We start from the raw sequence: 15,008 nt of genomic DNA on the forward strand, positions 1-15,008 counted from the left end.
GACCGCGCTCGCCCTGCCCCTGCTGATCGTCCCGCCCGGCCTCCTGCTCACCGCCTCCCTGCTCCGGCCGTGGTACGTCGACCGCTACGTCCTGTACGCCCTGACCGGCCTGGCCCTTCTCGGCGGCCTCGCCCTGGACCGGTTGCCGGCGCACCTGGGAAGGGCCGCCGTCTGCCTGCTGGCCCTGGCCCTGCTCCCCGCCTCCCTGGCGGTCCGGACCCCGGAGAGCCGCAAGGACGACGTGGTGGCGGTCGCCCAGACCGTACGGAAACTGTCCCGCCCCGGCGACGGCGTGCTGTTCCTCCCGTCCCGCCGCCGCGAGTGGCTGCTGTCGTACCCCTCGCTGTACGCCCGCCTGCACGACGTGGCCCTGGCCCGCTCCCCGGCCGCTTCCCACACCCTCCAGGGCACGGAGCTACCACCGGACACCATCCGGTCCCGCCTCTTGGCCACGCCCCGCGCCATCGCCCTGGCCGACCCCGACGGCCAGCCCCTCGACCCCTTCGCCCAGGAGGAGGTCAAGCGGCGCACGCTCAGGGAGCACTTCGAGGAGTGCGAGCGGGTGCGGGTGTGGGGTGCCCAGGTGGTGGTCTACGTACGGAAGCCGGCCCTCGGCTCGGCCGCACAGGGTGGGGGCTGCCGGGACGGCGGCGAGCAGGAGCGGGGTCAGTCGCGGTCCGGCGCCAGGACCGCCAGGACCGCTGAGGCCACTGCCGCCAGGAGCAGAGGGACGCCCAGGCCGTGGTGGAGGACCAGCCAGGCGCCCAGGCAGGCGCCCGCGAACATGGAGAGGACCGCGGCTGTGCGGCGCGGGGAGCGGTCGGCGGTGCCGCTGCCCAGGCGGGACTCGGCGGCCAGGCCCGTCAGGGTCATGGTCAGGACCGTGGTGGTGAGGTCGGGGACACCCAGGGCGCGCACGGTGGCGTTGCGCAGGCCCATGGCCAGCGCGGTGAGGGCGATCAGGGCGTAGCGGGTGCCGGGGCGTTCGGGCCAGGCCAGGGCGATGGCTGCCGAGGCGCCCACCAGCAGGGCTTCCGCGACAAGGGTCGGCCGGGTCGCACGGCGGACGCGGGAGGTGAGCCGCCCGCCTGCCGCGGCGCCCACGAGGAAGCACCCCAGCGAGGTGGCTGTGAGGGGTACGGAGAAGCCGGGGGCGCCCACCGCGGCGAAGCCGAGGATGACCACGTTGCCGGTCATGTTGGCCGTGAAGACGCGGCCGAGGCCCAGATAGCCGACGGCGTCGATCAGCCCGCTCACCACGGTCAGTACGAGCAGGACCCACGGGAGCCGCATCGTCCTGGGCATCGCGTCCTCCGGTCGGGCGGGCGGGGCCGGACCAGTGGACCACGGGGGTGCGGACATGCGCGCGCACCCTCGCCGAGCGGTGGCGGGGGTGCGGAAAGGAAAGGGGGCGGGCCGTCGACCGTGGGTGGTCGTGGCACCGGACGGCCCGGTGCGGGGAAGGGCCCGCGCGCGAGGCGGCTCAGTACCAGCCGTTGGCCTGCCAGAAGTTCCACGCCTGGGCGGGGCTGCCGTAGCGGGAGTTCATGTAGTCCAGGCCCCACTTGATCTGGGTGGCGGGGTTGGTCTTCCAGTCGGAACCGGCCGAGGACATCTTGGAGGCCGGAAGGGCCTGCACCAGGCCGTACGCGCCGGAGGAGCTGTTCTTGGCGGAGACGTTCCAGCCGCTCTCGTGTTCGACGATCTTGCTGAACGCGTTGTACTGCGCCGCGTCCGGGATCATCCGGTGCGCGACGGACTGCGCCGAGGACGGCGCCGGGTTGGTCGCGGCCTGGGCGGGGGCGGTGCCGAGGGCGACACCGGCGACACCGGCGGCCAGGGCGGCCACGGTGACGGCCTTCTTCGGGGAGACGATGCGGCGGAGGGCGGAGAACGACACGAGAACCTCTTACGTGGGGGACGACGGGTCGCCGTTCGCGTTCCAGCACGCTCCGCGTGGTGGCCGCAGGCGTCGGCGCCGCGGCCCGTGAGGACCGTGGCGCCTGGCGACGGCCTCCAGAGAAGCAAGCTTCCGAAACGTCCGCAATACCCCTCTTTACTAGTTGTGGCCGGACCGTCGGGAATGCGCGCGTATGTGACCTGGCTCTCAAAGTCCAGGTCAGACGGGTTGCAAGAAGGTGCATAACGGGCGTAAAGGTCTATGATCCGGGGTCGTAGGTGACCTCGGTCATATGGGCTGCCTCACGCACCGGGCGCGTCGAAGGTGACCGGCGTCTCGAAGGCGGCCCGCCGGGTGGCCCGGCGCAGGGCGCGCAGCACGGCCGGGCCGAGGGCCAGGGTGAGGACCACCGTGCAGACCGCCCGGCCCAGGTCCCAGCCCATGGAGGTGGCCAGGCAGTAGGCGAGGAAGCGGGCCAGGTTTGCGGGGACCGTCGCGTGCGGGTCGAAGGATATGTTCGACGCCATGGTTCCCATGAACGGCCAGCCCGCCAGGTTCATGACCGTGCCGTAGGCGAAGGCGGCGAGAAAGCCGTAACAGGCGAGCATCACCAGCTCGGAGCGGCCGCGCAGGCGGGCGGCGCCCGGCAGCAGGCCCGCGCCCATGGTGAACCAGCCCATCGCCAGCATCTGGAACGGCATCCACGGCCCGACCCCGCCGGTCAGCAGCGCGGACGCGAACATCGTCACCGAGCCGAGTACGAACCCGAAGCCCGGCCCGAGCACCCGCCCGCTGAGCACCAGCAGGAAGAACATCGGCTCGATGCCCGCCGTACCCGCGCCGATCGGCCGCAGGGCCGCTCCGGTCGCCGCGAGCACCCCCAGCATGGCGACGGCCTTGGGACCGAGACCCGACTCCGAGATGGTCGCCGCCACCACCGCGACCAGCAGCACCAGCAGCCCCGCGAACAGCCAGGGCGCGTCCTCGGCATGCGCGCCGACCTGCGAGTCCGGCGGCGCGAGGAACGGCCACCCGAACGCCGCCACCCCCACCGCGCCGACCAGCACGAGCGCGGCGACGGAACGGGGACCGAGGCGCACGGCCCGTACGGCGGAGGACGTCATGCCAGTGCCTTCCGTACCTCGGAGACCGTCAGCCAGGGCTGCGGGGCCAGGATCTTGGTGACCTGCGGCGCGAAGGAGGGCGAGGACACCACGATGTCGGCCGTGGCACCGTCCGCTATCACCTCGCCGTCCGCCAGCAGCACCACCCGGTGCGCGATCTCGGCGGCCAGCTCCACGTCGTGCGTGGCCAGCACCAGGGCGTGCCCCTCGGCCGCCAGCCCGCGCAGCACGGCGACCAGGCGGGCCTTGGCCGCGTAGTCCAGGCCGCGCGTCGGCTCGTCCAGCAGGAGCAGCGGGGGGCGCGCCGTCAGGACGACGGCGAGTGCCAGGGCGAGGCGCTGACCCTCGGAGAGGTCGCGGGGGTGGGTGTCGTCGGTGATGCCCGGCAGCAGCTCCGACACCAGGGCCCGGCAGGTTCCGGGAGCGGCGTCCGCGTCCTTGTCGGCGGCCGCGCACTCGGCGCCCACCGTGTCGGCGTACAGCAGATCGCGCGGCTCCTGCGGCACCAGGCCGACCCGGCGCACCAGTTCGGCGGGCTTCAGCCGGTGCGGGGCGGCCCCGCCGGCCAGGACGGAACCGGAGGTGGGCGCGACGAGCCCGACCAGGGAGGCGAGCAGCGTGGACTTCCCGGCGCCGTTGCGGCCCATGAGGGCGACGGTCTCGCCGGGGCCGACGGTCAGGTCGACGCCCCGCAGCGCGTCGACCCGGCCACGCCGCACGGCGAGGCCCCGGACCTCGGCGACCTGCGGCTCGGCGGGCGAGGAGCGCCGGAAACGGCGGCGGGACGGGACGGCGGTGACCTGGGAGAGACGGGGGGACTCCGGCTCGGCGCCGGCGAGGCTCTCCCGCAGCGAGCCCGCCCTGCGCCGCGCGTCCCGGACGGTCAGCGGCAACGGGCTCCAGCCGGCCAGCCGGCCCAGCTCGACCACCGGCGGGATCACCGGGGAGACGGCCATCATGTCGGCCGGGGCGCCGAGGACCGGGGGAGCGCCGGGGGCGGGCAGCAGCACCACCTGGTCGGCGTACTGGACGACCCGCTCCAGCCGGTGTTCCGCCATGAGGACCGTGGTGCCCAGGTCGTGCACCAGGCGTTGCAGGACCGCGAGGACCTCCTCCGCCGCGGCCGGGTCCAGCGCCGAGGTCGGCTCGTCCAGGACCAGTACGCGGGGGTGCGGGGTGAGCACCGAGCCGATGGCGACCCGCTGGCGCTGCCCGCCGGAGAGGGTGCCGATGGAACGGTCCCGCAGATCGGCGAGGCCCAGCAGGTCGAGCGTCTCCTCCACCCGGCGCCGCATCACCTCCGGAGCCAGCCCCAACGACTCCATGCCGTAGGCGAGTTCGTCCTCCACGGTGTCCGTGACGAAGTGCGCGAGCGGGTCCTGGCCCACCGTGCCGACCACGTCGGCCAGTTCGCGCGGCTTGTGGGAGCGGGTGTCCCGCCCCGCCACCGTGACCCGGCCGCGCAGGGTGCCCCCGGTGAAGTGCGGGACCAGTCCGCTGACCGCGTTCAGGATCGTCGACTTGCCCACCCCCGACGGGCCGACGAGCAGCACGAGTTCACCCTCGGGCACCTCGAAGTCCACGCCCCGGACGGTCGGTCCGGCGGCCCCGTCGTACGTGACGGCGACGTCCTCGAAGCGGATCACGACGGCTCCTTGCGGTCCTGGGGTACGACGAGCACGGGCAGCAGGCCCAGCAGGATGGCGGCGGCGGGCCACAGCGGCAGCACGGGTGCGGCCAGCGGGACGACACCGGGGTGCAGTGCGCCCGGATCCCGTACGGAGGCCAGCGCGAGCAGCGCGGCGACGGCCGCGCCCGACCCCGCCACCAGCCACGCCCGCACCCCCCACGGCGCCGGCCGGTACCGGGTGCGCGGCGAACGCCGGCCGCCCAGGCGCAGCCCGGCGAGCGCGGCCAGCGCCCCGGCGAGCAGCACCGGCAGCCCGTACACCCCGCCCTCGGCGGTGAGCAGCCCGTACGTGCCCGCGCACACCCCGAGCAGCCCGCCCAGGGTGAGCGCGGTCGTCGTACGGCGCACCCGCGCGGGCACCTCGGCGGTACGGCCGTGGCCGCGGGCGTCCATCGCGGCGGCCAGCGCGACCGAGCGCTCCAACGCGCCCTCCAGAACCGGGAGTCCGACCTGGAAAAGCCCCCGCAGCCCCCGGTCCGGGCGCCCCCGGAGACGACGGGCGGCGCGTAGTCGCTGCACGTCGGCGATGAGATGCGGGGCGAAGGTCAGCGCGACCACCACCGCCACCCCCGCCTCGTACAGCGCGCCCGGCAGCGACTTGAGCAGCCTGGCCGGGGCGGCCAGGGCGTTCGCGGCGCCGACGCAGACCAGGAGGGCCGCCAGTTTCAGGCCGTTGTAGCCGGAGAACAGCAGCGCCTCCGCCGACACCGGGCCGCCCAGCCGGATGCCCTGCGCCCAGGCGGGCAGCGGGATCTCGGGCAGGGTGAACAGCACATGCGTACCCGGCACCGGCGAGCCGAGCACGGCCGTGAATGCCAGCCGGATCAGCAGCACGGCGACGGCCAGCTTGGCGAACGCCGTGTACGAGCGGGCCCACGGCGCGCTGGAGCGGTGGACCGCCACCACATGGCCCGCCACCGCCACCAGCAGGGCGAGCAGCAGCGGGTTGGTCGTGCGGGTGGCGGCGGTGCCGAGCCCGAGCGACCACAACCACCAGGCACCGGGGTGCAGTTCGAAGCGTGTCCGCCTGCGGACGGGCACGGTGGTACGGGCGGCGCGGACGCCGGTGTCAGGCATCCCGGCGCCGCCGCGCCTGCCAGAACGCCGCCCCGCCGAGCACGGCGACGACGCCTATGCCGAGGGGGAGACCGAGGGAGGGGCCGTCGTCCTTCGGGGCGGCCCTGGGGGAGGGCTTCTCGTCCGCCGCGACCTGCTCCCCGCACCCCCGCGCCGGGTAACCGGCGATGGCGCACAGCAGGGCGTTGCTGTCGTAGCGAAGCGGCCCCGCGGCCTCGGCCAGGGCCTCGGCGGTGCTCGCGTCCGGAGAGACGCGGGCGCACACCGTACGCGTGGCGGGCGGGCTCTCCCCGGAGGGAGCGTCCGCCCTGGTGCCGAAGTCGAGAACGAGCGCGACCCGCTTGGTGCCCGCCTTCGCGGGCGTCTTCGCGCAGATCGAGCCGAAGTCCGCCGCGCCGCGCGGCCGGTCCGCGTCCGAGGAGTCCGCGCTGACCGCGAACCGGAAGCCCCGCACCGAGCCGTCGTCGGGGCGCTCGGAGGCCGGGCCCTGGGTGGCGTACGTCCACCGGTCGCCGGAACGGTCCCAGAAGGACCAGTACCGGTATCCGGCGGCCCGCGCCCCGGCGGCGGCGGTGAGGACGAGGAGGGCCGCGACCAGCACGGCCGCGGCACGGCGGACCGAGGTCACGGGCGGTTCTTCTTCCGGCCGCTGAACAGGAAGCCGACGCCGATACCGGCGACCAGGCCCACGCCGATGATCCACCACACGCTGTTGCCGGACTTCTCGGTGGCCTTCTTCTCCGGCGCGGCGGCCTGCTTCGCCGGGGCCGGGCCCAGCTTGTCCAGGGCACGGACCAGATCGGTCCCGCCGAAGTCGTGCGGGTCGGCGCCGACCGCGTGCGCGCTCAGGACGAGCTGGGCGTAGGCGGCGGGGCCGCTCTGCTGGGCCCACTTCGCGGCGTTCTTCTCCAGCCAGGCGTACGGGGCCCTGGCCTGCTTCGTCCAGCCGTCGGCGGCCAGCGCCACCACGGTGTCGGCGGTGTTGCCGAAGTCGGGCTGGTCCTCGGCGCCGGGCATCGCGGACATCAGGTGGCCGGACTTGGAGACGGCGCCGATGAGATGGGCGGAGGCGTTGTCCGCCAGCCGGGCCGGGGTCGCCTTGCCGTCCGAGGTACAGGCGGGGGCCTTGTCGCGGGCCTTGCCGGGCGCCACGACGAAGCCCTTGCCGAGCGCGCCGAGCACACCGGCGGCCGTGGCGTCCGCGTTGGCCTCCAGCTTGCCCTTCTTGTCCGGCTGGAAGGCGAGCGCGCCGCCGCCCTTCTGGGCGCAGGGCACGGCCAGCGAGGCCAGCGCCTGATCCGGGGTCCTCCCCTTGCCGCGCAGCTCGGCCGGCTTCTCACCGGCGGCGGCCAACGCGCCCACCACGACGGAGGTGGAGTTGGTGTCGCTCGGGCCGCCGGGGGAGTAGCCCCAGCCGCCGTCCTTGTTCTGCTGGGCCTTCAGCCAGGTGACGGCCTTGCCGGTCACGTCGTCGTGCCCGCCGAGCGTGGCGAGCGCCTGGACGGCGGCGGCCGTGCTGTTGGTGTCCGCCTGCGCGCCCTTGCCGCCGCACGCGGTGCCGGTGTCGGCGCGGAAGGAGGCGAAGCCGCCGTCGGCGCACTGCTGGCCGGTCAGCCACGTCACGGCCTGGTCCGCGGGCTTCTCACCGGCGGTGTGCTGCGCGAGCAGGGCGAGGGACTGGCGCCAGACGCCGTCGTACGTGGGGTCGCCCTTGCCGAACAGCCCGGCCGGGACCGTCACCTTCGGGGACGGGGCGGCCGTGGCGGGCGCGGCTGCGGCCAGCACGCCTATGGCGGCGAGAGCCGCGGCACTGCGGCGGACGTTCATGGTCGGCGACTGCCTCTCCTGCGAGGGGCCGACGCGCACGGGAACCACCCCGGCGGCCCGGCCCCGTATGCCTCGACGGTGCCGTGCGGGGCACAGCGCCCCGCACGTGAGCCGGTCAACCTCCCGTCGGGGCGTTCCGGCTCACCGGGCCCGTGGGCGCCGGATGACGGTTGCGGGTCAGCGCCGGAATCGCACCGGCTTCCCCCCGTACAGGTGTATGACGACCCGGCCACCTTACCGGGGGCCGCAAAGCCGCCGGTCGTGGCGTGAATCACCTGATCCACTGCTCCCAGCGCCCCTACCTGCCGGTAGATTCGGAGCCTCTTGGATGATCAAGTCTGAAAGTTGTTCCGGATTGTCGTCCCGTCGTAGTCTCGCGGGACCGTGCAGGCAGAAGGGGGCCCAGAGTGACCGCTGAGGCCAGTCAGGCGGCTCCCCCGGGCACCGCCGCCGACGGCGAGCGACCGCTCCGTATCGCGCTCCTCACCTACAAGGGCAACCCCTTCTGCGGTGGCCAGGGCGTCTACGTCCGCCATCTCTCCCGTGAACTCGCCCGCCTGGGCCACCGGGTGGAGGTCATCGGCTCCCAGCCCTACCCCGTGCTCGACGAGCACGATGAACCGGGTGCCTACGCGGGCCGGTTGAGCCTCACCGAGCTGCCCAGCCTCGACCTCTACCGCCAGCCCGACCCCTTCCGCACCCCCGGGCGGGGCGAATACCGGGACTGGGTCGACGCCCTCGAGGTCGCCACGATGTGGACCGGCGGCTTCCCCGAGCCGCTCACCTTCTCCCTGCGCGCCGGACGTCAGCTGCGCGCCCGTAAGGGCGAGTTCGATGTCGTCCACGACAACCAGACGCTCGGCTACGGCCTCCTCGGCGACCTCGGTGCCCCCCTGGTCACCACCATCCACCACCCCATAACCGTCGACCGGCAGCTCGAACTCGACGCCGCCGAAGACCTCAAGCGCCGCCTGTCGGTGCGCCGCTGGTACGCCTTCACCCGGATGCAGAAGCGCGTCGCCCGCCGACTGCCCTCCGTGCTCACCGTCTCCGGCAGCTCCCGCCAGGAGATCGTCGACCACCTCGGCGTACGCCAGGACCGGGTGCACGTCGTCCACATCGGCGCCGACACCACCCTCTTCGCGCCCAGTCCGGCCGTGCCCGAGGTGCCGGGCCGGATCGTCACCACCTCCAGCGCCGACGTGCCCCTCAAGGGCCTGGTGTTCCTGGTCGAGGCCCTCGCCAAGGTGCGCGCCGAACAGCCGCACGCCCACCTCGTCGTCGTCGGCAAGCGCCCCCAGGAGGGCCCGGTCGCCCAGGCGATCGAGCGGTACGGGCTGGAGGACGCCGTCGAGTTCGTCAAGGGCATCTCCGACGCCGAGCTGGTCGACCTGATCCGTTCCGCCGAAGTCGCCTGTGTGCCCTCGCTGTACGAGGGGTTCTCGCTGCCCGCCGCCGAGGCCATGGCCACCGCCACCCCGCTGGTCGCCACCACCGGGGGCGCGATTCCCGAGGTCGCCGGGACCGACGGCGAGACCTGCCTGGCCGTGCCCCCCGGCGACGCGGGCGCGCTGGCCGCCGCCCTCACCCGGCTGCTCGGCGACCGGGAACTGCGCGCCCGGCTCGGCGCGGCCGGCCGCGAGCGGGTGCTCGCCCGCTTCACCTGGGCCCGCGCGGCCGAGGGCACCGTGGCGCGCTACCGCGAGGAGATCGACCGGGCGCGCCCGCGCGTCAGACCTCTTCCCGCAGCCGTCCCCGGCCGCCCCGTCGCCGTCGCGGCGGGTGCCGCGGCACCTTCCGAAAGCTCCTCCGAAAGCAGGGCCACGTGCTGACCGTCGACTTCTCCCGGTTCCCGCTCGCCCCCGGCGACCGTGTCCTGGACCTCGGCTGCGGTGCCGGCCGGCACGCCTTCGAGTGCTACCGGCGCGGCGCCCAGGTCGTGGCCCTCGACCAGAACGCGGAGGAAATCCGCGAGGTCGCCAAGTGGTTCGCGGCGATGAAGGAGGCCGGCGAGGCCCCCGAGGGCGCCACCGCCACCGCGATGGAGGGCGACGCCCTCGCGCTGCCCTTCCCCGACGAGTCCTTCGACGTCGTCATCATCTCCGAGGTGATGGAGCACATCCCCGACGACAAGGGCGTCCTCGCCGAGATGGTCCGCGTCCTCAAGCCCGGCGGCCGGATAGCCGTCACCGTGCCCCGGTACGGTCCCGAGAAGATCTGCTGGGCGCTCTCCGACGCCTACCACGAGGTCGAGGGCGGCCACATCCGCATCTACCGGGCCGAGGAACTCCTCGCCAAGATGCGCGGCGCCGGCCTCAAGCCGTACGGCACCCACCACGCGCACGCCCTGCACTCGCCGTACTGGTGGCTCAAGTGCGCCTTCGGCGTCGACAACGACAAGGCGCTGCCGGTGCGGGCGTACCACAAGCTGCTGGTCTGGGACATCATGAAGAAGCCGCTCGCCACCCGCGTGGCCGAGCAGGCGCTCAACCCGCTGATCGGCAAGAGCTTCGTCGCCTACGCCACCAAGCCGCACCTGCCCCGCCTCGCCGAAGCCGGGACGGACGCCCCGTGACCACACCCCGGACCGACCACCTCGTGCTGACCGGGGTCCTCACCGCCGAGCAGGCCGCCGACACCGTCCGGGGCATCCTCGCGGTGCAGCGCCCCGACGGCGCGATCCCCTGGTTCCGCGGCCACCACCTCGACCCCTGGGACCACACCGAGGCCGCCATGGCCCTCGACGCGGCCGGGGAGCACGCGGCCGCCGAGCGCGCCTACCGCTGGCTCGCCGACCACCAGAACGAGGACGGCTCCTGGTACGCCGCCTACGCCGACGGCGCCCACGACGACGTCACCGACCGCGCCCGCGAGTCCAACTTCGTCGCCTACATAGCCGTCGGCGTCTGGCACCACTACCTGTCCACCGGGGACGACACGTTCCTGGACCGGATGTGGCCCACCGTGTACGCGGCCGTCGAATGGGTGCTCCGGCTCCAGCAGCCCGGCGGCCAGATCGGCTGGCGGCGCGCCGAGGACGGCACCCCCACCGAGGACGCCCTGCTCACCGGCAGCTCCTCCGTCCACCACGCCCTGCGCTGTGCGCTCGCCATCGCCGACCAGCGCGAAGAGCCGCAGCCCGACTGGGAGTTGGCGGTGGGCGCGCTGCGGCACGCGATCCGCAGGCACCCCGAGCGGTTCCTCGACAAGAACCAGTACTCGATGGACTGGTACTACCCGGTGCTCGGCGGCGCCGTCACCGGAGCCGAGGCCAAGGAGCGCGTCGAGGACGGGTGGGACCGCTTCGTCGTTCCCGGCCTGGGCGTGCGCTGCGTCGTCCCCAACCCCTGGGTGACCGGCGGCGAGTCCTGCGAACTCGCCCTGGCCCTCTGGGCGACGGGCGAGTCCGACCGCGCGCTGGAGATACTCCAGTCCATCCAGCACCTGCGCGACGACGAGTCCGGCCTGTACTGGACCGGCTACGTCTTCGACGACGACGCCATCTGGCCGCGCGAACTGACCAGTTGGACCGCCGGCTCGCTGCTGCTGGCGGTCGCGGCCCTCGGTGGCCACGACGCGACCGGCGCCGTCTTCGGCGGCGACCTGCTGCCCCGCGGCCTGGACCCCGACTGCTGCGACTAGCCGCAGGCGGGGCCCGGCGGGCGAGGGTCAGCGGTGCATGCGGCCGGCGATGGCGTGGCCGATGAACAGGTAGACCACGGCGGCCAGTCCGTAGCCGGCGACGACCCGGGCCCACGCCTCGTCGAAGGTGAAGAGGTCGTGGGACCAGCCGGCCAGCCAGGAGGCCGTGTCATGGACGAACTCGACCAGGGTGTTGCCCCGGTTCGCGTCCAACAGGTACATCAAGATCCACAGACCGAGGATGAGGGCCATCACGTCCGCTACGACGGCGATGACACGGCCGGCCTGGTTGGTGCCTGAGTGGTATCGAGACATGGTGTTCGAATTGCCGCCGGACGCCCCCTGAAACCGGCCACAGGCCAGTAATAGCGGGCCCGACGACCCGTACGGGCCTCCCGGCTGGCGGCGGCCGGGAGGGCGGGCAAGGCTTCGGACCAGAGACACCCGCTCGGGGAATCACGTCCGGAGGACCGCGTGCCCGTTCCGCTGCGCCGCACCTGGGTGGCGCTCATCCTGTGCTGCGCCCTGCTGGCCGGTACCGCCGCCTGCGGCAGTGACGACAAGACCAGCACCAAGATGCCCGCCGCGGCCTCCCCGACCCCCAGTACCTCCGCCGAACGCCAGAAGTTCGCCAAGAGCCGGTTCGTCGCCAACGCGGGCCTCGCGGCCGGGGCGACCTATCAGTGGATCGTGAAGCCCTGGCGGGCCGGCACCTTCAGGAAGGGCGCCGACGGCCGCAAGGTGGCCCTCGTCAAGGCGGGCCTCGCCGGTGCCTTCGCCTACAACCGGCTCAAGGCCGCCCAGCAGAACGCCGAGGGCGACCCCACCCTGAGCAAGGCGCTGGCCCCGCTCACCGCGGGCATCGAGAGCCTGAAGAACCTGCCGTCCAAGCTGCGCAGCGGCGACACGGACGCGATGGGCGCGTTCGAGGACACCGTCGACAAGGTGAAGAGCGCGGGTGCGAGCGCGGGCGCACCGGTCAAGGACCACGTGCCGTCCTCCTCGGACCTCTCCAAGGGATGACACGGCCGCGGCCCCCCGCCCGGAAGGGGCGGAGGGCCGCGTACGACGGTTCCGGGGCTCAGCCGCGCTGGATGCCCGAGGTGTCCTGGAGGACGCCGCGACGGCCGTCCTGGGTCTGCGCGAGCAGCGCGGCACCGCGCTGCTCGACGGCCAGGTACCAGGTGCCGGGGGCCAGTTCGGCGACCGGGCTCGGCGAGCCGTCCTCCGCGAACAGCGGACGGGTCACCGGGACGGCGAACCAGAAGGGCGAGAAGTCGGCGGCGGGCGCCGGCTGCTGCGGCGCCGGAACGCCCTGCGGGGCACCCTGGCCGAACGCCTGGGCCTGCTGCGGCTGGCCGCCGCCGAAGGACGCGGCCGGGGCGCCGGGGTAGCCGTAACCCTGGGGCGGTTGCGCGCCGTAGGGCTGCGGGGCGGCCGGCTTGGGTGCCGGGATCAGCGCGGCCTGGAGCGCCGGGACCAGCGGGGTGGCGACGGCGGCGCCCGCCAGGATCAGCGTGGCGACCAGCGCCAGGATCAGACCGGTGCCCGCGCTCGGCGACTTGGAGCCGGCGGTGATGTTGTCCAGGCCGCCGACCGGGTCGATCACATTGCCCAGCGCGCTCCACGCGGCGAACACCGCGAACGCCACGCCGAAGGCACCGAGTTCGAGACCGGCGATTTTGCGGGGCTGCGGCAGCGCGCGGGCGGCGACGACGAGCCCGGCGGCGATCAGACCTGCCAGGACGACGCTGAGCAGGACCGGGCCGCTCTCCCAGAGGTTCGGCATGTCGACGTCGCCGGGAAGGTCGTCGTACGAAAAGTTGTCGAAGAACGACGCGATGAGCAGCAGTAGCGCCGCTCCGATCACCACGCCGTCGCCTCTGGTGAGGGATCGGATATTCACTTCATCAGGTCCTTCGTAGGTCGTCTCGTCGTCGGTAGACAGTACCGTCCGCGTGATCCGCTGTGCGGACGGTTTCGCCCGGCGGTCACGACTCGTGCAGGAAACTCACGATTCCCTCAGAGATCCCCTGCGCGGCCTTCTGCCGCCAGGGACCGCTGGTCAGCAGGGCCACGTCGGACGTGTCCCGCATGTTTCCGCACTCGATGAACACCTTCGGAACCGTTGACAGATTGAGACCGCCGAGGTCCGTGCGCGTGACCGTCCCGGTGCCGTCGCCCAGGTAGTTGGAGAACGGTTCGCCGGTGGTGCGGCGGTAGCCGCCCGCGACCAGCGAACCCAGTTTCCTGGAGGGGGCGACGATCGGCCGGGTGTCCGCGGCGCCCGCGTGCACCGGGCCCGGAACGATCACGTGGAAGCCCCGGTTGCCCTCGGCCGAGCCGTCCGCGTGCAGCGAGATCGCCGCGTCCGCGTGGGCGGTGTTGCCGATCCGGGCCCGCTCGTCCACGCACGGCCCCCACGCGCGGTCGCCGTCGTGGGTCAGCTCGACCGTGGCGCCCTGCCTCTCCAGCAGCGCCCGCAGCCGGTGGGCGAGGTCCAGCGTGAACTTGGCCTCCAGGTACCCGGCGTTGGTGGCGGTGCCGGTGGTGTCGCACTCCTTCTTGCCGGTGCCGATGTCCACCTGCTTGTTGATCTCGGCCGTGTGCCGGAAGTTGCCCGTGTTGTGGCCGGGGTCGACGACGACGACCTTCCCGGCGAGTGAGCCCGCACTCGGCGAGGGGCTGCTCGTGCCGCCCGGCGCCGCGGAGGCCGACGGGCTAGGGGCGGCCGCCGGGCGGCCCGGCTCGTCGCCGAGTGCCGAGTAGGCCAGCCAGCCGAGCAGGGCGACCGGCACCAGCGCGGCGAACGTGATGGTCAGCGCGCGCCGGGGGCGCGGCTGGGGGGCTTCGTCTTCCGGGCCTTCGTACGACACGCAGCCACCCTAACGGACGGGGCCGGCCCGGCCCGCGCATCTCTGACGAGCCGTCAGATATCGTCCCCGGTGCGCTTCAGCACCCGCAGCGAGCCCGTCGCCGAGACCTCGGTGAACGCGCCCGAGGCCAGCGCCCGCAGGTACACGCGGTAGGGCGCCTGACCGGTGAACTCGTCCTCCGGCTCCGGGAACACGTCGTGGACGACCAGCAGGCCGCCGGGCGCGAGGTGCGGGGCCCAGCCCTCGTAGTCGGCGTTCGCGTGCTCGTCGGTGTGGCCGCCGTCGACGAACACCAGCGCCACGGGGGAGTTCCACACCTTGGCGATCTGCGGGGAGCGGCCGACCAGCGCGATCACGTGGTCCTCCAGACCCGCCCGGTGCAGGGTGCGGCGGAAGGTGGGGAGGGTGTCCATCAGGCCGACCTCGGGGTCGACGGTCTCCGGGTCGTGGTAGTCCCAGCCCGGCTGCTGCTCCTCGCTGCCCCGGTGATGGTCGACGGTGAGCGCGGTGACCCCCGCCTCGCGGGCCGCGTCCGCGAGCAGCACGGTGGAGCGCCCGCAGTAGGTGCCCACCTCCAGCAGCGGCAGCCCGAGCCGCCCGGCCTCCACCGCGGCCGCGTACAGCGCCAGCCCCTCGTCCACGGGCATGAACCCCTTCGCGGCCTGGAACGCGGCCAGGATCTCCGACGAGGGTCCCCCCTGCTCGACCGGAGCCGAGAGCTTGGGGGAGGGTGCGGCGGGCATGAGGGGTTCCTCTCGGTCGTGCTGCGTCCTTCTCGGCGCCTCATGCTGCCGCACCCCCCGCCGGGGAGCGACGGGGGGTGCGGCAGCATGAGGCGCCGAGAAGGACGCAGCACGACCGAGAGGAACCCC

15 protein-coding genes are annotated in these 15,008 nt (G+C 73.7%); 4 read left to right on the top strand and 11 right to left on the bottom strand.

The window, feature by feature from the left end; translation table 11 throughout:
• Nucleotides 1-666: 666 nt before the first annotated feature.
• From CCN33_RS24740 to CCN33_RS24770, 7 genes are all read right to left on the bottom strand, one after another.
• Nucleotides 667-1,362: a YoaK family protein gene (locus CCN33_RS24740; RefSeq protein ID WP_086695693.1), complete on the bottom strand. Its 696-nt coding sequence runs from the start codon at nucleotides 1,360-1,362 to the stop codon at nucleotides 667-669.
• Nucleotides 1,363-1,483: 121 nt separating this feature from the next.
• Nucleotides 1,484-1,900 carry an aggregation-promoting factor C-terminal-like domain-containing protein gene (locus CCN33_RS24745; protein WP_086695694.1) on the bottom strand — a complete coding sequence of 139 codons (417 nt, stop codon included), beginning with the start codon at nucleotides 1,898-1,900 and terminating at the stop codon, nucleotides 1,484-1,486.
• 302 nt (nucleotides 1,901-2,202) lie between these two features.
• Nucleotides 2,203-3,024 carry an ECF transporter S component gene (locus CCN33_RS24750; RefSeq protein WP_086695695.1) on the bottom strand — a complete coding sequence of 274 codons (822 nt, stop codon included), beginning with the start codon at nucleotides 3,022-3,024 and terminating at the stop codon, nucleotides 2,203-2,205.
• Nucleotides 3,021-4,670, bottom strand: a complete 1,650-nt coding sequence (locus tag CCN33_RS24755; RefSeq protein ID WP_086695696.1) for an ABC transporter ATP-binding protein — start codon at nucleotides 4,668-4,670, stop codon at nucleotides 3,021-3,023. Before CCN33_RS24755 ends, CCN33_RS24750 begins: the two co-directional genes overlap by 4 nt.
• A complete protein-coding gene (locus CCN33_RS24760) occupies nucleotides 4,667-5,791 on the bottom strand; it encodes an energy-coupling factor transporter transmembrane protein EcfT (protein ID WP_244173926.1) in 1,125 nt (374 codons plus the stop codon). Before CCN33_RS24760 ends, CCN33_RS24755 begins: the two co-directional genes overlap by 4 nt.
• Nucleotides 5,784-6,419, bottom strand: a complete 636-nt coding sequence (locus CCN33_RS24765; RefSeq protein WP_086695697.1) for an SCO2322 family protein — start codon at nucleotides 6,417-6,419, stop codon at nucleotides 5,784-5,786. Before CCN33_RS24765 ends, CCN33_RS24760 begins: the two co-directional genes overlap by 8 nt.
• Nucleotides 6,416-7,618 carry an SCO2321 family membrane protein gene (locus tag CCN33_RS24770; RefSeq protein ID WP_086695698.1) on the bottom strand — a complete coding sequence of 401 codons (1,203 nt, stop codon included), beginning with the start codon at nucleotides 7,616-7,618 and terminating at the stop codon, nucleotides 6,416-6,418. The genes CCN33_RS24765 and CCN33_RS24770 overlap by 4 nt, the downstream gene beginning before the upstream one ends.
• Before the next feature lie 407 nt (nucleotides 7,619-8,025).
• Between CCN33_RS24770 and CCN33_RS24775 the strand changes: the two genes are divergently transcribed.
• From CCN33_RS24775 to CCN33_RS24785, 3 genes are read left to right on the top strand one after another with little or no spacing between them, the layout of a single operon-like run.
• On the top strand, nucleotides 8,026-9,450 hold the full coding sequence (locus tag CCN33_RS24775) for a glycosyltransferase family 4 protein (RefSeq protein WP_086695699.1): 1,425 nt from the start codon (nucleotides 8,026-8,028) through the stop codon (nucleotides 9,448-9,450).
• A complete protein-coding gene (locus CCN33_RS24780) occupies nucleotides 9,444-10,193 on the top strand; it encodes a class I SAM-dependent methyltransferase (RefSeq protein ID WP_086695700.1) in 750 nt (249 codons plus the stop codon). The genes CCN33_RS24775 and CCN33_RS24780 overlap by 7 nt, the downstream gene beginning before the upstream one ends.
• Nucleotides 10,190-11,260: a prenyltransferase/squalene oxidase repeat-containing protein gene (locus CCN33_RS24785; RefSeq protein ID WP_086695701.1), complete on the top strand. Its 1,071-nt coding sequence runs from the start codon at nucleotides 10,190-10,192 to the stop codon at nucleotides 11,258-11,260. Before CCN33_RS24780 ends, CCN33_RS24785 begins: the two co-directional genes overlap by 4 nt.
• Nucleotides 11,261-11,287: 27 nt before the next feature.
• Here the strand turns inward: CCN33_RS24785 and CCN33_RS24790 are convergent, their stop codons facing one another.
• Entirely contained in the window at nucleotides 11,288-11,575 is a 288-nt protein-coding gene (locus tag CCN33_RS24790) for a hypothetical protein (RefSeq protein WP_086695702.1), read from the bottom strand.
• 159 nt (nucleotides 11,576-11,734) lie between these two features.
• Here CCN33_RS24790 and CCN33_RS24795 point away from each other — a divergent pair, with 159 nt between their 5' ends.
• Nucleotides 11,735-12,283, top strand: coding sequence for a hypothetical protein (locus tag CCN33_RS24795; RefSeq protein ID WP_086695703.1), 549 nt, complete (start codon nucleotides 11,735-11,737; stop codon nucleotides 12,281-12,283).
• A gap of 58 nt (nucleotides 12,284-12,341) precedes the next feature.
• Here CCN33_RS24795 and CCN33_RS24800 read toward each other — a convergent pair whose 3' ends face one another.
• The 3 genes from CCN33_RS24800 to CCN33_RS24810 form a co-directional block, all read right to left on the bottom strand.
• A complete protein-coding gene (locus CCN33_RS24800) occupies nucleotides 12,342-13,166 on the bottom strand; it encodes a DUF5336 domain-containing protein (protein WP_086695704.1) in 825 nt (274 codons plus the stop codon).
• An 85-nt stretch (nucleotides 13,167-13,251) separates the two neighbouring features.
• A complete protein-coding gene (locus tag CCN33_RS24805) occupies nucleotides 13,252-14,136 on the bottom strand; it encodes an N-acetylmuramoyl-L-alanine amidase (RefSeq protein WP_208621878.1) in 885 nt (294 codons plus the stop codon).
• 53 nt (nucleotides 14,137-14,189) lie between these two features.
• A complete protein-coding gene (locus CCN33_RS24810; RefSeq protein ID WP_086695705.1) occupies nucleotides 14,190-14,879 on the bottom strand; it encodes a class I SAM-dependent methyltransferase in 690 nt (229 codons plus the stop codon).
• Nucleotides 14,880-15,008 lie beyond the last annotated feature (129 nt).

The sequence above is a fragment of the Streptomyces recifensis genome, assembly GCF_002154615.1.
Taxonomy (GTDB): domain Bacteria; phylum Actinomycetota; class Actinomycetes; order Streptomycetales; family Streptomycetaceae; genus Streptomyces; species Streptomyces griseoluteus.